17 protein-coding genes are annotated in these 16282 nt (G+C 71.3%); 8 read left to right on the forward strand and 9 right to left on the reverse strand.

Going from position 1 to position 16282, the window contains the following annotated elements; translation table 11 throughout:
• The 4 genes from DI272_RS15760 to DI272_RS15775 all read left to right on the forward strand — a co-directional run.
• Positions 1-496 (forward strand): alpha-glucosidase C-terminal domain-containing protein (locus tag DI272_RS15760; RefSeq protein WP_109495984.1); only part of this gene is annotated, 496 nt, incomplete at its 5' end.
• A 107-nt stretch (positions 497-603) separates the two neighbouring features.
• Complete coding sequence (locus DI272_RS15765) at positions 604-1974, forward strand: maltokinase (RefSeq protein WP_109495985.1); 1371 nt, start codon at positions 604-606, stop codon at positions 1972-1974.
• Between the two features lie 36 nt (positions 1975-2010).
• Positions 2011-4518 carry a 1,4-alpha-glucan branching enzyme gene (gene glgB, locus DI272_RS15770; RefSeq protein ID WP_109495986.1) on the forward strand — a complete coding sequence of 836 codons (2508 nt, stop codon included), beginning with the start codon at positions 2011-2013 and terminating at the stop codon, positions 4516-4518.
• A gap of 66 nt (positions 4519-4584) precedes the next feature.
• On the forward strand, positions 4585-5436 hold the full coding sequence (locus tag DI272_RS15775; RefSeq protein ID WP_181387200.1) for a hypothetical protein: 852 nt from the start codon (positions 4585-4587) through the stop codon (positions 5434-5436).
• On the opposite strand, the gene DI272_RS15780 is transcribed toward DI272_RS15775, so the two are convergent.
• The 4 genes from DI272_RS15780 to DI272_RS15795 form a co-directional block, all read right to left on the reverse strand.
• Positions 5406-7646: a UvrD-helicase domain-containing protein gene (locus tag DI272_RS15780; protein WP_109495987.1), complete on the reverse strand. Its 2241-nt coding sequence runs from the start codon at positions 7644-7646 to the stop codon at positions 5406-5408. The two genes, DI272_RS15775 and DI272_RS15780, sit on opposite strands and share 31 nt — an antisense overlap.
• A 167-nt stretch (positions 7647-7813) precedes the next feature.
• Entirely contained in the window at positions 7814-8128 is a 315-nt protein-coding gene (locus tag DI272_RS15785; protein WP_109500859.1) for a co-chaperone YbbN, read from the reverse strand.
• A gap of 14 nt (positions 8129-8142) precedes the next feature.
• Positions 8143-8529 (reverse strand): MerR family transcriptional regulator, encoded by a 387-nt coding sequence (locus tag DI272_RS15790; RefSeq protein ID WP_109495988.1) that lies wholly within the window; start codon positions 8527-8529, stop codon positions 8143-8145.
• 28 nt (positions 8530-8557) lie between these two features.
• Positions 8558-9067, reverse strand: coding sequence for an Lrp/AsnC family transcriptional regulator (locus tag DI272_RS15795; protein WP_258314574.1), 510 nt, complete (start codon positions 9065-9067; stop codon positions 8558-8560).
• 45 nt (positions 9068-9112) lie between these two features.
• Between DI272_RS15795 and DI272_RS15800 the strand changes: the two genes are divergently transcribed.
• Both DI272_RS15800 and DI272_RS15805 read left to right on the forward strand, forming a co-directional pair.
• The gene (locus tag DI272_RS15800; protein WP_375138042.1) at positions 9113-10027 is read left to right on the forward strand and encodes an NAD-dependent epimerase/dehydratase family protein; all 915 of its coding nucleotides are present in this window, start codon (positions 9113-9115) and stop codon (positions 10025-10027) included.
• A gap of 1 nt (position 10028) precedes the next feature.
• The gene (locus DI272_RS15805) at positions 10029-10961 is read left to right on the forward strand and encodes an aldo/keto reductase (RefSeq protein ID WP_109495991.1); all 933 of its coding nucleotides are present in this window, start codon (positions 10029-10031) and stop codon (positions 10959-10961) included.
• Here the strand turns inward: DI272_RS15805 and DI272_RS15810 are convergent.
• The 3 genes from DI272_RS15810 to DI272_RS44510 all read right to left on the reverse strand — a co-directional run bounded on the left by DI272_RS15810 (position 10901) and on the right by DI272_RS44510 (position 13853).
• Entirely contained in the window at positions 10901-12418 is a 1518-nt protein-coding gene (locus DI272_RS15810; protein ID WP_109495992.1) for an ATP-binding protein, read from the reverse strand. The two genes, DI272_RS15805 and DI272_RS15810, sit on opposite strands and share 61 nt — an antisense overlap.
• A gap of 146 nt (positions 12419-12564) precedes the next feature.
• Positions 12565-13140 (reverse strand): hypothetical protein, encoded by a 576-nt coding sequence (locus DI272_RS15815; protein ID WP_109495993.1) that lies wholly within the window; start codon positions 13138-13140, stop codon positions 12565-12567.
• A gap of 281 nt (positions 13141-13421) precedes the next feature.
• Positions 13422-13853 (reverse strand): hypothetical protein, encoded by a 432-nt coding sequence (locus DI272_RS44510; RefSeq protein ID WP_181387201.1) that lies wholly within the window; start codon positions 13851-13853, stop codon positions 13422-13424.
• A gap of 257 nt (positions 13854-14110) precedes the next feature.
• Here DI272_RS44510 and DI272_RS45310 point away from each other — a divergent pair, with 257 nt between their 5' ends.
• Positions 14111-14239, forward strand: a complete 129-nt coding sequence (locus DI272_RS45310; RefSeq protein WP_258314575.1) for a hypothetical protein — start codon at positions 14111-14113, stop codon at positions 14237-14239.
• A gap of 31 nt (positions 14240-14270) precedes the next feature.
• On the opposite strand, the gene DI272_RS15825 is transcribed toward DI272_RS45310, so the two are convergent.
• A complete protein-coding gene (locus tag DI272_RS15825; protein ID WP_109500860.1) occupies positions 14271-14891 on the reverse strand; it encodes a maleylpyruvate isomerase family mycothiol-dependent enzyme in 621 nt (206 codons plus the stop codon).
• A gap of 116 nt (positions 14892-15007) precedes the next feature.
• On the opposite strand from DI272_RS15825, the gene DI272_RS15830 reads away from it, so the two are divergent.
• Positions 15008-15448 (forward strand): MarR family winged helix-turn-helix transcriptional regulator, encoded by a 441-nt coding sequence (locus tag DI272_RS15830; RefSeq protein WP_109495994.1) that lies wholly within the window; start codon positions 15008-15010, stop codon positions 15446-15448.
• Here the strand turns inward: DI272_RS15830 and DI272_RS15835 are convergent.
• Positions 15445-16218 carry a DUF2127 domain-containing protein gene (locus tag DI272_RS15835; RefSeq protein ID WP_109495995.1) on the reverse strand — a complete coding sequence of 258 codons (774 nt, stop codon included), beginning with the start codon at positions 16216-16218 and terminating at the stop codon, positions 15445-15447. The two genes, DI272_RS15830 and DI272_RS15835, sit on opposite strands and share 4 nt — an antisense overlap.
• Between the last annotated feature and the right edge of the window lie 64 nt (positions 16219-16282).

The raw sequence follows: 16282 nt of genomic DNA on the forward strand, positions 1-16282 counted from the left end.
CAACATCTGGCTCGGCGACCGCGACGCCGTCCGCACCCCGATGCAGTGGACACCCGACCGCAACGCAGGTTTTTCCTCCTGTGACCCCGGCCGGCTCTACCTGCCGACCATCATGGACCCGGTCTACGGCTACCAGGTCACCAACGTCGAGGCGTCGATGTCGTCGCCCTCGTCGCTGCTGCACTGGACCCGCCGCATGATCGAGATCCGCAAGCAGAACCCGGCGTTCGGACTCGGCTCCTACACCGAACTCCAGTCGTCGAACCCGGCGGTGATCGCGTTCCTGCGGGAGTACGAGGACGACCTCGTGCTGTGCGTGCACAACTTCTCCCGCTTCGCGCAGCCGACGGAGCTGGACCTGAGCACGTTCAACGGGCGCCACCCGGTCGAGCTGTTCGGCGGGGTGCGCTTCCCGGCCATCGGCGAACTGCCGTACCTGCTGACGCTGGCGGGACACGGCTTCTACTGGTTCCGGCTCCGCAAGGAAGCCGCCTGAGAGCCCGGGCGGGGCGGTCACCGGTTCCCCGGGTTCCCGGTTTCTCCCGCCCCGCCCTGGGCACGCATCAGTAACACCCCGACCCCCCGGGGAAAGGACGCGACGCCATGTCGGAAGCCGTCACCCGCACTGCCACGACAAGTCCCGCCCTGCTTGCGTCACTTGATCCACTGCTGCGGGAGTGGCTGCCGCGGCAGCGCTGGTTCGCGGGCAAGGGCCGTCCGGTCACCGGGTTCTCGCTGGTCGCGGCCACCGAACTGCTCCCGGCCGACGGCAAGCTGGGCCTGTACCACCTGCTGGTGCGCGCCCACCAGCCCATGACGGCGGGCGACTGCTACCAGTTGCTCATAGGCGCGCGCGAGGCGCTGCCGCCCCATCTCGCGCCCGCGCTGATCGGACATCTGGCAGAGGGCCCGCTCGCCGGACGCACGGTGTACGAGGCCCTGTACGACCCCCGGCCCGCCGAACTGCTCCTGGAGGCGCTGCGCTCCCAGGCCCGGATCGGCGGGCTGCGCTTCGAACGGGACCGGCGCCAGGAGATCCGGTCCGGTCTGGTGCCCCGCGTGGTGACCGCCGAGCAGTCGAACTCGTCGATCGTCTATGGCGATACGTTCATCCTCAAGCTGCTCCGCCGGATCGTGCCCGGCGTCAACCCCGACCTGGAGCTGCCGCTGGCGCTGGCCCGCGAGGGCTGCCCCCGGGTGCCCGCACCGACGGCGTGGCTGCTCGCCGACCTCGACGAGGAGCCGTACGTCCTCGGCGTGCTCCAGCCCTTCGTCAAGGGCGCGGCGGACGGCTGGGAGCTGGCGCTGCGGGAGCTGGCCAAGGGCGAGGACTTCGCGGCGGAGGCGCGGGCGCTGGGGCGGGCCACCGCCGAGGTGCACACGGCACTCGCCCGGGCCCTGCCCACGGTGACCCTGGGCCACACCCAGGTGCAGTTGCTGGTGGACGGCATGATCGAGCGGCTGGACGCGGCCGTGCAGGCGGTCCCGGCGCTGCGGTCGTACGCCCCCGGGCTGTACTCGGCGTTCACCGCGCTGGCCGACCTGGCCTCGGAGGGCCGGACCTGGACCGCGCAACGCGTGCACGGCGATCTGCATCTCGGCCAGTGTCTGCGCTCGCCCGGCGGGCAGTGGTCGCTGATCGACTTCGAGGGCGAGCCGGCGAAGCCGCTGTCCGAGCGGCGGCTGCCGCAGCCGGTGGAGCGGGACGTGGCCGGGATGCTGCGCTCCTTCGACTACGCCGCGCTCTCGACCGACCCGCCGGCACCGGGCTGGGCACACGCCTGCCGGGCCGCGTTCTGCTCCGGGTACGCCGAGATCGCGGGCGTCGACCCGCGCACGGACCCCGTGCTGCTGCGCGCGTACGAGACGGACAAGGCGATCTACGAGGTCGTCTACGAGGCCAGGCACCGCCCGGACTGGCTGCCCGTGCCGATGGCGGCGATCGAGCGGTACGCCGCATCCGACCTGTTCTGACGTCACGTTCTTCACGTTCGCCGAGGAGGCTCCCCCGTGACTCCGCCCACGCCCAGCGGATCGGATCCGAAGAAGAAAGCGACAGCGAAGAAAGCCGCGGTGAAGAAGGCAGCGGTGAAGAAAGCGGCCGTGGAGAAAACAACGGTGGAGAAGGCAGCGGTCAAGAAGGCAGCGGTCAAGAAGGCGACGGCGAAGAAGGCCACGGCGGAGAAGCCGGCCGCGCCGAAGAAGACGGCCGCCGTCAAGAAGACTCCCGCGAAGAAGAGCACGGCCAAGAAGGGCACGGCCAAGAAGATCACCGCCAAGAAGGTCACCGCCCCCGTCCAGCCGCCGGAGGCACCGGCCCCCGTGTCCCCAGCCGTCGCCGCCCTCGGCCCCGACGACCGTGCCCGGCTCCTCTCCGCCACCCACCACGACCCGCACTCGGTCCTCGGCGCCCACCCCGTACCCGGCGGTATCGCCTTCCGCGCCTTCCGGCCGTACGCCCTGTCCGTCACCGTCCTCACCGAGACCCTGCGGGCCGAGCTGCACGACGACGGGGACGGGTTCTTCAGCGGTCTCCTCCCGCTGCGCGAGGTCCCGGCCTACCGGCTGATCGTGGCGTACGAGGGCACCGAGCAGGAGACCGAGGACGCGTACGCCTTCCTCCCCGCCCTCGGCGAGCTCGACCTGCATCTGATCGGCGAGGGGCGGCACGAGCAGCTGTGGACGGCGCTCGGTGCCCGGCCCATGACCCACCAGGGCGTGACCGGCACCCGCTTCACGGTGTGGGCGCCCAACGCCCGCGGCGTCAGCCTGGCCGGCACCTTCAACTTCTGGGACGGCACCGGCCATCCGATGCGCTCGCTCGGCGGCTCCGGCGTCTGGGAGCTGTTCGTGCCCGGCATCGGCGAGGGCGAGCTGTACAAGTTCGCGATCACGCGCCCGGACGGTTCGAAGACGCTGCGCGCCGACCCGCTGGCCCGCCGCACCCAGGCCCCGCCCGACACCTCGTCCATCGTGCACACATCGCACCACGAGTGGCAGGACGCGGCGTGGCTCGAACACCGCGCGGACAGGCCGGCGCACGAGGCGCCGTTCTCGGTGTACGAGGTCCATCTGCCGTCCTGGCGGCCCGGACTGACCTACCGCCAGCTGGCGGAACAGCTGCCACCGTACGTCAAGGACCTGGGCTTCACGCACGTCGAGCTGATGCCGGTCGCCGAGCACCCCTTCGGCGGTTCCTGGGGCTACCAGGTCACCGGCTTCTACGCCCCGACCGCCCGCCTCGGCACGCCCGACGACTTCAAGTACCTCGTCGACGCCCTGCACCAGGCCGGGATCGGCGTCCTGATGGACTGGGTGCCGGCCCATTTCCCGCGCGACGACTGGGCGTTGGCCGAGTTCGACGGGCGGCCCCTGTACGAGCACGAGGACCCGTTGCGCTCCGCCCACCCCGACTGGGGGACCCTGGAGTTCGACTTCGGCCGCCGCGAGGTGCGCAACTTCCTGGTCGCCAACGCCCTCTACTGGTGCGAGGAGTTCCACATCGACGGGCTGCGGGTGGACGCGGTGGCGTCGATGCTCTACCTGGACTACTCGCGCGAGCCGGGCCAGTGGCTGCCGAACGAGCACGGCGGCCGGGAGAACCTGGACGCGGTGGCGTTCCTCCAGGAGATGAACGCGACCGTGTACCGGCGGGTGCCGGGCGTGGTCACCATCGCCGAGGAGTCCACGGCCTGGGACGGCGTCACCCGCGCCACCCACCACATCGGCCCGGGCGGCTTCGGCGGGCTCGGTTTCGGGCTGAAGTGGAACATGGGCTGGATGCACGACTCGCTCGACTACGTCCAGCACGAGCCGATCCACCGCAAGTACCACCACCACGAGATGACCTTCTCGATGGTCTACGCCTACAGCGAGAACTACGTGCTGCCCATCTCGCACGACGAGGTGGTGCACGGCAAGCGGTCCCTGGTGTCGAAGATGCCGGGCGACTGGTGGCAGCAGCGCGCCACCCACCGGGCCTACCTCGGCTTCATGTGGGCCCACCCCGGCAAGCAACTCCTCTTCATGGGACAGGAGTTCGCCCAGGGCGCGGAGTGGTCCGAGGCCCACGGCCCCGACTGGTGGCTGCTGGACCCGGCCTACGGTGCGGAGCCGGACCACCGGGGCGTGCGGGACCTGGTCCGGGACCTCAACACCGTCTACCGCCACACGCCGGCGCTGTGGCAGCGGGACACCACCCCCGACGGCTTCCAGTGGATCGTGGGCGACGCGGCGGACGACAACGTCTTCGCGTTCCTGCGCTACGACGCCGAGGGCGGCCCGCTGCTGTCGGTCTCCAACTTCGCCCCCGTGGTCCGCCACGACTACCGCCTGGGCGTCCCCGACGACATCCCTGCCTGGCACGAGACCCTCAACACCGACCTGGGCAAGTACGGCGGCGGCGACGTCACCAACCCCGACGCCGTGAAGCCGGAGGGAAACCCCTGGCACGGCCGCCGGGCCAGCATCCAGCTGACGCTGCCGCCGCTGGCAACGGTCTGGCTACGGCCCGCGTAGCCGGGAGCGGCGCTCTCTAGAGTGATCCGGGTCGATGTCCGTGTGCCACGGGGGAGTTGAGGGCTCATGCGATCCGGAGGTGCGCGCGGGGCGGCCGTGGCCGCCCTGCTCTGCACGCTCGCCGTCCTGCTTCTCGGCGCGTGCGGGACTCAGGTGGCCGGCCAGGGCGACCCCACCCCGTCGGCCACGGCGCTCCCGTGGACGCTGTCGGCGCCCACGCGCAGTCAGATCGACGGCGCGGAACTCGGCAGCGATCGACGCACGGTGACCATCGCCGTGGACGTGCCCAGCGGCCCGCATCCGTGTGTGCGCGACCTCAAGGCGGAACTCACCGCGCCCGGCGCGAACACCGTGCAGGTCCAGGTCACCTTCACCTCGCCGTCCGGGGACCGGCGCTCCGGCTGCACGGAGTCCGCCACGGCGAAGGCCCGGGTCAAGCTCCCCGAACCGCTGGGAGAGCGCGAGCTGGCGGTCGGCTACCCCGCCGCCGTCTTCACCGCCGACGGCGCCGCCCTGCCCGCCCTGCGGCTCTGCGGTGACCTGGGCTGCACCCCGCCGGCCACCGGCTGCACCACCGGCTCCTACGAGCAGGCGGTGCAGGCGGTCGACGCGCCCGCGCACACCTACCGCGACGCGGAGCACTGCGACGGCAAGTGGCTGGTCCTGGACATCTCCTGGCCCACCGGCCCGGTCTGCGGCGACCCGGGGAACGACGCGTGCGCGCCCCGTCTGGGCGACCGCTGGTTCTACAAGGCCGAGGAGGCGGGCTGGAAGCCGTTCTTCCGGACCGCGACAGGGGGCTGCCGGGCCGTGCGGGAGAGGGAGCCGGACTTCCCGACCGCCCTGTGCACCTCCCTGGAGCCCCTCGCCCCGTCCCTGCACCCGGCCTACTCGCCCACGGCGACCCCGACCTCCTGAGCGGCCAGCGCCCTGGGCAGCCGCCCGGTGTGCAGCACCCCCAGCCGCTGCGTCGCCCGGGTCAGGGCCACATACAGGTCGCTGGTCCCGTACAGCCCCGGCTCGACCACCAGCACGGAGTCGAACTCCAGCCCCTTGGACTGCCGCGGATCGAGGAGTACGACGGTCCGTGTGAGGTCGGGTTCGGCGCCCGCCGTCACTCCGTCCAGCCGGGCCGCGAGCTTGCGGTGCAGATGGCGCGGGGCGATGACCGCGAGCCGGCCCTCGGCGGGGGTCAGCTCCTCCACCGCCTTGGCGACGGCGCCGGGCAGGTCGTCGGTGGCGCGGACCCAGGGCCGTACCCCCGTCGAACGGATCGAGCTCGGCGGTTCGAAGTCCGGGTTCTCGGCCCGTACGACGGCCGCCGCGAGGTCCATGATCTCGGCGGGCGTGCGGTAGTTGACGCCGAGGCGGGTGTGCTCGAAGCGGTCCGCCACATACGGTTCGAGGATCTGCTCCCACGACCCGACGCCCGCCGCCTCCGCCGTCTGGGCCGGGTCGCCGACCAGGGTCATCGAGCGGGTCGGGCTGCGCCGCATGAGCAGCCGCCACGCCATCGGCGACAGCTCCTGCGCCTCGTCGACGATGATGTGCCCGAACGCCCAGGTCCGGTCGGCCGCCGCGCGTTCGGCGGCGCTGCGGTGGTCGTCCTCCTCCTGCCGCTCGGCGAAGCGTTCGGCGTCGATGATGTCGTGCGCCGACAGCACCTCGGAGTCCTCGTCGTCGATGTCCTCGAACTCGTAGGTACGGGACGCGTACGACACGTCGAGGACGCCCTGCGCATAAGCCACCTGCGTCTCCCGCTCGCGCTCGGCCCGGGCCCGCGCCACCCGCTCGTCCACACCGAGGAGTTCGGCCGCCTCGTCGAGCAGCGGTACGTCCGCCACCGTCCAACTCCGGGTCACCGGGCGGTGGATGGCGGCCGCGTCCTCGTCGGGGAGGTAGCCGACGGGGTCGGCGAGGAAGTCCGCGACCAGCCGCTGCGGGGTCAGCCGCGGCCACAACTGGTCGATGGCCGCCCACACTTCGGGGTTCTCGGCGAGTTCGTCGCGGATCTGGGTGACGTCGCTGGCGTCGAGGAGGCTGCTGCCGTCGTAGGGGTCGGTGCCGACGCGTTCGGCGTACAGCTCGGTGAGGGTGTTGAGGATGTGGCCCTCGAAGTGCTCGCGCGCCACGTTGTGCGGCAGCCGCGCGGCCCGGGTCCGCTCCCGCGCCATCTTCACCAGCCCGTCGTCGAGCATCAGGACCTCCCGGTCGTGCTCGATCGCGATCACCGGGTCGGGCAGCGCCTGCCAGTCGCGTACGACGGCGGCGAGGACGTCCGCCATGTCGGCGCGCCCCTTCACGGCGGCCGCCGCGCGGGTGTCGGCGGCCGTCGCCTTCACGCCGGGGAACAGCTCGCCGACCGTCGCGAGCAGCACCCCGGTCTCGCCGAGCGCGGGCAGCACCTCGCCGATGTAGCCGAGGAAGGCCGGGTTGGGGCCGACGATGAGCACGGCCCGCTTGGCGAGCAGTTCCCGGTGTTCGTAGAGCAGGTAGGCGGCGCGGTGCAGGGCGACGGCGGTCTTGCCGGTGCCCGGGCCGCCCTCGACCACCAGCACGCCGCGGTGCGGGGCGCGGATGATCTCGTCCTGCTCGGCCTGGATGGTCTGCACGATGTCGTGCATCCGGCCGGTGCGGGCGGCGTCCAGCGCGGCGAGCAGCACGGCGTCGCCGGTGGGGTCCTCGTGGCCGGTGCGCTCCTGGTCGCCGAGGTCGAGGATCTCGTCGTGCAGGGCGGTGACCGTGCGGCCCTCGGTGGTGAGGTGCCGGCGGCGGCGCAGGCCCATGGGGGTGTGGCCGGTGGCCAGGTAGAAGGGCCGGGCGACGTCGGCACGCCAGTCGATGAGGACCGGGGTGCGTTCGGCGTCGTCGGTGCGCAGGCCGATGCGGCCGATGTGGTGGGTGGTGCCCGAGGTGAGGTCGATCCGGCCGAAGCAGAGGGAGCCGTCCACCGCGTTGAGCGCGGCGAGCAGCCCCGAGCGCTCGGCGACCAGGATGTCCCGCTCCAGGCGGGCCTGCATGGGCGTGTTGCCCTGGGCGAGCGCGTCCGTGACGGATGTCTCGGTGTCGCCGCGCAGAGCGTCCACGCGTGCGTACAGGTCGTCGATGAATTCCTGCTCGCGCCGCAATTCAAAATCGGCGTTTGACAATTTGACTCCCGCCCGGATAAGATGCCTCTAGTGAATCTCCTTGCGACTCCACCCCGTTGAAGTCGCGAATCACTCAATATACGCAAGGAAATCCCCCGGGCGCAATTGCCCGGGGGATTTCTTCGTATGCGAGGCCGTGCACGGCGTCAGAGCACGTCGGCGATTTCCTCCAGCAGCCGCCGCTTGGGCCGGGCCCCCACCATGGCCTTCACCGGCTCACCGCCGCGGAAGACCATGAACGTGGGCATCGACAGCACCTTGTAGGCGTTCGTGGTCGTCGGATTGTGGTCCACGTTCAGCTGCACCACCTTGAGGCGGCCGGCCTCCTCGGCGGCGAGGGCGCGCAGCACCGGCCCCATCTGCCGGCACGGCGGGCACCAGTCCGCCGTGAACTCCACCAGCACCGGCAGCTCGGAGCCGATCACCTCGGCCGCGAAGTCCGCGTCCGTCACGTCCCTCACATCCGTCACATCCGTCACAGCTCATGCCCTCCCAGTTCACACCGGGGCGCCTCGCTCCCGGCCGTGGCCAGCCGTACGCCGATCTGCGCCCGTACCGCCTGGAGCTCGCCGATCAGCTCGTCCAGTTCCGCGAGCTTGCGCCGGTAGACGTCCAGCGAGGCCGGGCAGGTGTCCCCCTCCGGATGCCCGGCCTGGAGGCACTCCACGAAGGGCCGGGTCTCCTCCAGGTCGAACCCGAAATCCTGAAGCGTGCGGATCTGCCGCAGCAGCTTCAGATCGCCCTCGTCGTACGTCCGGTATCCGTTGCCGCCCCGCCGGGCGGGCAGCAGCCCGCGTGATTCGTAGTACCGCAGCGTCCGGGTCGTGGTCCCGGCCCGAGCGGCCAGCTCGCCGATTCGCATGCCCCGACCGTAATCCTTGACGCCGACGTCAAGGCAACAGCGGTTTCCGCTCCACCGGTGAGGTGAGCACGATCGAGGTCGTGGTGCGCCCGAGCGCGGAGACCTGCTCCAGGACCTCCTCCAGGTGGACGGTGTCCCGGACGGCGACCTTGAGGATCCAGCAGTCCTCGCCGACCGCGTGGTGCACCTCGATGATCTCCGGGCGCTGGATCAGCTCCAGGGTCCTGGGGTGCTTGAGGTTGTAGCCGCCGTGCGGGTTGACCCGGATGAACGCCTGGATGCCGTAGCCGAGCCGCGCCGGGACGACGTGGGCGCCGTACCCGCTGATCACGCCCGCCGCCTCCAGCCGCCGCACCCGCTCGGTGACGGCCGCCGGGCTCAGCCGCACCCGGCGCCCGAGCTCGCTCAGCTTGATCCGCCCGTCGGTCTGGAGCAGCTGGAGGATGTCCCGGTCCAGCGCGTCGAAGGCCACCGACGTTTCGCTGGTGGCGGCGCGCAGCTGCCGAGGTTCTTTCGGCGCGGCGGCCTGAACTCCCATGGTTCCCCCTTCAGGACGTGGTGGTACGGCAGGAGAATTATGGTCATGGAAAAGGCCCGAGAGGTACTGGTCATCGGCGGCAACCGCTATTTCGGAAAGCGACTGATATCCCGGCTGCTGGCCGCCGGGGACCGGGTGACGGTCCTCAATCGCGGCTCGTCGGCCGCGCCGCCGGGCACGACGCATCTCGTCGCCGACCGCGATGACGAGGAGTCCCTCCTGGCGGCGCTCGGTGAGCGCACCTTCGACGTCGTCGTCGACCAGGTCTGCTACACCCCGCGCCAGGCGGCCGTGGCCCGCCGCGTGTTCACCGGCCGCACCGGCCGCTATGTGATGACGTCGACGGTCGAGGTGTACGAGTACGAGGACTCCGTCACACCGGTACGGGAGGACGCCGTCGACCCGCTGACGGTGCCCGTCGATCTCGAACTGCCCTGGGACGACCCGGAGTTCCTCGTCTCCCACTACGGGGAGGGCAAGCGGCAGGCGGAGGCGGTGTTCGCGGCCGGCCCCGGCTTTCCCCACGTGGCCGTGCGCGTGGCCCATGTGCTGGGCGGGGACGACGACTTCACCGGACGTCTGGAGCACTACGCCTCCCGCATCCGGACCGGGGAACCCATCGCGGTCCCCTTCTCCAACCAGCCCGCCACCTACATCCACGTCGAGGAGATCGCCGACTTCCTGGCCTGGACGGTGGGCGAGGACTTCACGGGCCCGGTCAACGCGGCCTCCCACGGCACGCTGACCACGGAGGAACTGTGCGCGGCAGTGGCCGCACACCTTCCCGAGGGCAAGGTCGTGTTCCGGCTCGTCGAGGTCGGCGAGGTCTCGCCGTTCGCCTTCTTCCGCTCCTACGGCATGGACAACTCCCGTGCCGCACGGCTCGGTTTCGCCTTCCACGCGGCCCCGGAGTGGCTGCCGGCGGCCGTGGCGGAGACCCTCGGGAAGGACGGCGACTGACATGCGCTACCGCAGACTCGGCGACCTGAGGGTGAGCGCCGTCGGACTCGGCGCGATGCCGCTGTCCATCGAGGGCCGGCCGGACGAGAAGCGCGCCCTGGCGACCGTGCGGGCGGCGCTGGACGCGGGGGTGACCCTCTTCGACACCGCGGACTCCTACCATCTCCCCGGCGCCGACCCCGGCCACAACGAACTGCTGCTGGCCCGCGCCCTGTCCGGCACCGGCGACGAGGTGCTGGTGGCCACCAAGGGCGGCCGGGGCCGGCCGTCCGACGGCAGCTGGACGGTGAACGGCGACCCCCGCCATCTGAAGCGGGCCGCCGAGGGCTCCCTGCGGCGGCTCGGCGTCGACGCCATCGGCCTCTACCAGCTGCACAAGCCCGATCCCCGGGTCCCCTTCGAGGAATCGGTCGGCGCACTGCGCGAACTGCTCGACGAGGGCAAGATCCGGCTGGCCGGTGTCTCCAACGCGGACGTGGCGCAGATCCGTACGGCCCGCGCCCTCCTCGGCGACCGGCTGGTCTCCGTGCAGAACCGGTACTCGCCGGAGGTCAGGGACAGCGAGGCCGAGCTGCGACTCTGCACGGAACTGGGGCTCGCCTTCCTGCCGTGGAGCCCGCTCGGCGGCCTGTCGCGCAGCGCGCTGGACGGGCCGTCGGCCCTTGCGGGCACCTCGCGGTTCGGCGCCTTCCACGCGATCGCGGCCGAGCGCGGGGTCAGCGTCCAACAGGTCTGTCTGGCCTGGCTGCTGGCGACCTCCCCGGCCGTGATCCCGATCCCGGGGGCGAGCCGTCCGGAGACGATCCGGGACTCGGCGGGGGCGGCGGAGCTGGTGCTGAGCGGGGCGGAGCTGGCGCGACTGGAGCCTCCCGGTCAGTCCGCCGGGTCTTCCTCCAGCGTCCAGTCCTCGTCCTCGATGTCCCTCGCGCCCTGAACTCCCAGCAGCCGCCGGGTCAGCCGGTCGCGGTCGGACAGCAGCTCGTCGAGGGCCTCGCGGACGTCCGCTGCCTCGGTGCGCGCCGACTCGCGCTCGGCGGCGATGAGCACGGACCGTCGTACGAGCTCCTTGGTGAACGAGGCGGTCGTGCCGTCGGTCCGGGCCACGACCTCGTCGGCGATCTCCTGACCGAGGCCGAGGCCGCCGCCGTAGAGGCCGAGGAGGCGGGCGCGGCCCTCGGCGTCCGGGAGGGGGATCTCGACGGCGAGGTCGACGCGGCCCGGGCGCTGGACGAGGGCGGGTTCCAGCAGGTCGGCGCGGTTGGTGGTGAGGAGGAAGGTCACGTCGGCGTCGTCACCGAGGCCGTCCATCTCGTTCAGCACCTGGAAGAGCAGGGGCTGTTCGCCGCCGCCGTAGTCGCGGGCCTCGGCGATCAGGTCGCAGTCCTCCAGCACGACGAGGGCGGGCTGGAGCATCCGGGCCAGGGCGCACGCCGGGCCGATGGCCTCGATGCTCTCGCCGGACAGGATCACCACGGTGAACTGCGGGAGGTGGGAGAGGAGATAGCGGATGGTGTGGGTCTTGCCGGTGCCGGGCGGCCCGTACAGCAGCAGGCCGCGGCGCAGGTGCTGACCGGCCGCGCGCAGTTGGTCGCGGCGCCGGGCCACGCCCACGACCTGGCGTTCGACCCGTTCCAGCAGGCCGGTGGGCAGCACGATGTCGTCGCGGGTCAGGCCGGGGCGGCGGTGGAAGCGGAACGGGCCGAGGCCGTGGCCGAACTCGGAGCCCTCGAAGGAGAGCACCTGCCCGCGGAAGATGTTGTGCTCGCGCACGAGCGCGTCGACCTCGGCGAGCAGCCGGTCCGCGAACTCCTTCTCGGTGGCCAGGACTTCGACCTCGACCTTGTTGCGCCCGTACTCGTCCTGCGGGCCGCGCAGGAGTACGGCGAACCGCTCGTCGCCGTCGGTGCCAAGGTAGAAACCGCAGGAGACGCAGGCCAGTTCGGCGTCCGGGGAGACGGGGAGCTGGGCGTAGTCGACGGCGCCGACCACGAAGCGGTCGTAGCGGTCGGCGGCGTCGATGATGTCGCCGAGGGTGAGGTCGCCGTGGTGCTGGGCGCCGCGCATGCCGATCAGCTCGTAAGTCCGGCCGCCGGCGGCGAACCAGCGCTCCAGGGCGAGATGGACGTTGGGCAGGTCGAAGGAGGCGTACGCCGCCTTGACCACCGGGCGGTCCGTGGGTGCCGAGCCGAGGTGGTCGCGGAGGCGTTTGGCGAGGTCGCGGCTGCCGTCGGGGTCGGCGCGCCGGGGGCGGGCGACGGCCATGAGGAACTCGTGGAAGAGCTCGTTGATGCGGTCGATCGAGAGGGCCGAGGGTTCGCGGCTCTCGCCGTACTTGGCCTCGTACTCGTCGGTGCCGAGGATCTCCACCGTGACCTTGCCCGGTTCCGCCATACCCTGTCCGCCTCCATGCGCCGTGGCCGTGCCCTTCGTGGCTCCTCAGCCTGGGCCCCCACGCGTCGGCGGGTCAAAGCATTTCGGGCAAGCGATCGCGAAGGGGCCGGAAAAGGGCGGGAGAAGTCAGCCGGGCGGAACCAAGGTCACCACGCTTCGACAAGGTCACGCTCTTCGTTGGTGACTTGGGCGAAGCAGGTGTCTTCCGTGACCATGACCTGGGACCGGTCCCGGGCCTCCGTGCTGATGTGTCGCACACCAAGGGTCCAGCCCTGCTTCTTGTACGTGGCTATGAAGTACGTGCTGCTCCCGGTCATCGGCACTTCCTTGTACGGTTCGCCCTTTTTCCAGCCCCGCGCCTCAAGCCCGGAGAGCACGAGGTCCAGTCGCCGGCGCGGCTCGGAGGACTTCCAGGAGACCACGCACGGTGACAGCCGTTCGGCGAGGGCGGCCAGCTTCTGCCGCTCCGCCACGGACCGTTGCCCGGTCAGACGGTCGGCGGCGGGGTAGCCCATCTCCGTCTTCCCTTCCGGGAGTCCGGCAGCCTCGAGCGCCGCGTCGAGGTCCGCCCGTACCGTCTTCTGCCCGAACGCCGCCGGTGAAGTCACCGCCGTCGAAGCGTCGGCGGAGGGCGCGGTCTCGCTGCCGCATCCGGTGACGAGCACCGCCCCTGCGGCCACGGCGGCCATCCGTACGGCCCTGCCCGCGGTGGTGATACGCATGCGCTCTTCCCTCGATGTGAACGGTCGGCTCCGGATCCTCGCATGAAGTGGCGGGATCTGTGAATTTGCCGTGTTTTTGTCATGTGTTTGCCATTTACTCTGCATCCAAGCACGTCAGGGGTGGGGTGCATCAGCAGGGTGCATACGGGGGTCCATTGTTCAAGCCGTTGCGGCGCGTCCGGTTACAGGCGCCCATCCGATAGCCGTTTTCACTTAGACCCTCACGCCGCCCCTTCTCGCGCAATCGAACACACGCCTTATTCCCATGCTCGTTTTCACGCTCAGATGGAGACCCTCATGAGACCGACCCGAGGGCGCGCGGCGCGCTTGGCGGGTGCCGGAGTCACGCTGGCACTGGCGCTGACCCTGGTGCCAGGGATGCCGCTCGCCGCCGGCCGGGCAAGCGCCGCGCCGTCGGACGCCGCCGCACCGACCGCCTCCGAGAAGGCCATCGCCGAGGCCGCGGCCACCGGTGAACGGGTGGAGGTCGTCGAGGAACGCACCGAACAGGACACGGTGTTCGCCAACCCCGACGGCAGCACGCTCACCTTGGAGAAGTCGATCGTCCCGGTCCGGGTCGCCGCCGCGGACGGTGGCTGGGTCCGGCCGGACGCGACGCTGGTGAAGCGGGCGGACGGCTCGGTGGGGCCGCGGGCCGCCGCTGTCGGGACGTCGTTCTCCGGCGGTGGCTCCGGCGCGGACCTGGTGACCATCGGCGACGCCGGCCGGTCGGTGTCCCTCGGCTGGCCGGGAACCCTTCCCGAGCCACGGCTGGACGGGGCCCGGGCGGTCTACGAGGACGTCCGGCCGGACGTCAACCTCATCCTGACGGCGACTCCGGAAGGCTTCCGGCAGGTGCTGCAGGTCGAGACGCTGGAGGCCGCCACCGCGCCCGGCCTGCGGGCCATCAGCTACGGTCTGGACACCGACGGGCTGCAAGCGCGGGCCGGAGCCGCCGGAAGCCTACGACGTGGAGAGCTGGCAGCTCGCGGAGCGGCTCTACACCCGGCTCGTCTCCGCCGGCACGTACCTGGTGGCGGCGTTCCTGGACGACGGTACGCCGATCGACGCGAACTTCGACGTCGACGACGACTGGTGAGCCGACCAGGACCGAAGGGGTCGGTCGGGGCTCAACCAGCCTTCGGCACGGCCCCGTCGAGCCATGGCGCCGCCGCCTCCGTGCGCCCTGTCAGCAGGAGCAGCAGTGCGCGGACGGGACCGCTGATCTCGGCGCCCTCCCCCCTCGTCCACTCGATGTCGGTGGCGACGAGCCGCGCCTTCGGCAGGGGCCAGGGGCGGGGCGGGAACCGCATGGTCCACACGCGCTCGGCGGCGGAGCGGGCGGCGGTCGGCGACACCGCCCGCTCCCGGCTCAGCGCGAGGGCGATGTCCTGGCCGTGGACGAGGAGGTCGAGCAGGGGTTCGTGCGGTGAGGTCATGGGGGCGAGGCGCCGGGAGCCGATGACCGACCGCAGATGCCCGACGACAGCCTCGACAGGCGCCGCGGCTTCGCGGACGGCCGTGTCATGGATCATCCGGTTCCAGTCGCCACGGGCCCGGACCATCTCCCGCAGGGCCTGTCCCCATGTGATGCGCGCGGCGAGGGTCAGATGGGCGGCCACGTCCCGCACCCGCCAGTCCCCGCAGCGGGTGGGCGTCTCCCACTCCTCGGCGCTCAGGCTCTCCAGCAGGTCGGCGAGGCTCGCGCGCTCGCGGTCGACGACCTGCCACAACTCGCCGGTCTCCAGCATGACACCCATGGGAACCACCCACTCAAGTGGTAAGCTTCTCTGACCAAATTAGTCAGAGCCTCTGACCACTGTCAAGCGATACCAGCCATACCGGCGATACCGAGGGAGCGTCGACGATGCCGACGGAGAGCGAGCTCAACACGGGCGTGCTGCTGTTCCTCCCGTACCGGGCCCTGGAGAACCGTGTCTTCGCCGCGCTCGCCGAGGCCGGTTTCGACGACTTCACGCCCGCCCAGGCCCGGGTCATGCAGCGCATCGGCCCGCACGGCACGCGGCTGACCGAGCTGGCCGAGCAGGCCCAGATCACCAAGCAGACCGCGGGCTTCCTGGTCGACCAGCTGGAGAAGGCGGGCTATGTGACCCGGATACCGGACCCGACGGACAAGCGGGCCCGGCTGGTGTGCGGGGCGGAGAAGGCGCGGGCGGCCAAGGAGGTGGCCGACGGGGTGGTGGCCGAGGTGGAGAAGGAGTGGGAGGAACACCTCGGCAGGCGCCGGATGAAGCAGTTGCGCGAGGCCCTGTCGCTGCTGCGGGAGATCACCGACCCGTGGGCCTAGACAGTCCGGGCGGGCACCTTCGCGGCCTCCTCGACCTCCAGCAGTGACGCGCTCCGGCGTTCCGCCTCGAAGGCGCGGTGGCCGCCGCGCAGTCCGAACAGCCGCTTGGTCAGCAGGATGTACAGGACGGCGAGGATGTTCAGCACCAGAGTGGCGATCTTCAACCAGCTGATGTGCTCGGTGAGTTCGTAGATCTCCAGGGGCAGGAAGGCGGCCGTGGCGACGACCGTCAGATACTCCGCCCAGCGCTTGGCGTACCAGAGGCCGACCGCCTCGACGAGCTCGATCAGCGCGTAGGCCAGCAGCAGGCCGGCCACCAGGACCAGGGTGTCGTGGTGGTACCCGAAGGTCTTCTGGATGGTACCGACGACCGGTGAGTGGTCCAGGTCGTAGTGGAAGTGCCTGAAGACGGGGCGGAAGACGTCGAGGTACTCGTCGAAGAGCCGGCGTACCGCGTCCTGGGAGTTGCTGAACTTCCACACGGCCGCCGCGACCAGCACGATGAACACGCCGCGCACGGCCCGCTCGACGGCGAGGAAACGCAGGACGAACAGGTCGCGCAGCACCTTGCCGCGCGGCACGAGGGGCGCCTCCGCGGCCGGACCCGAGCCGTGCGGCTCGCCGAGCACGAAGTCGCCGCAGCGCAGACAGCGCCAGACCTCGCCGAGGGCGGTGTCGGCGTGCAGCCGGATACGCAGCCGGGGGTCGTCCGGCGCGTACGTCACATGTCCGCGCCGCGCGCACGTCCGCCGGTCCCAGTCGATCGTCATCCCCCGCGCCCTCCACGCACACCGAACAAGCCTGCCGCGCCGGTAGGGGGCAGGCGCGGCAGGC

It is taken from the genome of Streptomyces sp. Act143 (genome assembly GCF_003143935.1).
Lineage (GTDB): Bacteria > Actinomycetota > Actinomycetes > Streptomycetales > Streptomycetaceae > Streptomyces.

What these genes read in the sequence shown, in the direction of transcription:
- DI272_RS15765 (WP_109495985.1), top strand. Translation starts at nt 604, where the DNA reads ATGTCGGAAGCCGTCACCCGCACTGCCACGACAAGTCCCGCCCTGCTT.
- DI272_RS15775 (WP_181387200.1), top strand. Translation starts at nt 4,585, where the DNA reads ATGCGATCCGGAGGTGCGCGCGGGGCGGCCGTGGCCGCCCTGCTCTGC.
- DI272_RS15790 (WP_109495988.1), bottom strand. Translation starts at nt 8,529, where the DNA reads ATGCGAATCGGCGAGCTGGCCGCTCGGGCCGGGACCACGACCCGGACG.
- DI272_RS15795 (WP_258314574.1), bottom strand. Translation starts at nt 9,067, where the DNA reads ATGGGAGTTCAGGCCGCCGCGCCGAAAGAACCTCGGCAGCTGCGCGCC.
- DI272_RS15800 (WP_375138042.1), top strand. Translation starts at nt 9,113, where the DNA reads ATGGAAAAGGCCCGAGAGGTACTGGTCATCGGCGGCAACCGCTATTTC.
- DI272_RS15805 (WP_109495991.1), top strand. Translation starts at nt 10,029, where the DNA reads ATGCGCTACCGCAGACTCGGCGACCTGAGGGTGAGCGCCGTCGGACTC.
- DI272_RS15810 (WP_109495992.1), bottom strand. Translation starts at nt 12,418, where the DNA reads ATGGCGGAACCGGGCAAGGTCACGGTGGAGATCCTCGGCACCGACGAG.
- DI272_RS15815 (WP_109495993.1), bottom strand. Translation starts at nt 13,140, where the DNA reads ATGCGTATCACCACCGCGGGCAGGGCCGTACGGATGGCCGCCGTGGCC.
- DI272_RS44510 (WP_181387201.1), bottom strand. Translation starts at nt 13,853, where the DNA reads ATGGTCACCAGGTCCGCGCCGGAGCCACCGCCGGAGAACGACGTCCCG.
- DI272_RS15825 (WP_109500860.1), bottom strand. Translation starts at nt 14,891, where the DNA reads ATGCTGGAGACCGGCGAGTTGTGGCAGGTCGTCGACCGCGAGCGCGCG.
- DI272_RS15830 (WP_109495994.1), top strand. Translation starts at nt 15,008, where the DNA reads ATGCCGACGGAGAGCGAGCTCAACACGGGCGTGCTGCTGTTCCTCCCG.
- DI272_RS15835 (WP_109495995.1), bottom strand. Translation starts at nt 16,218, where the DNA reads ATGACGATCGACTGGGACCGGCGGACGTGCGCGCGGCGCGGACATGTG.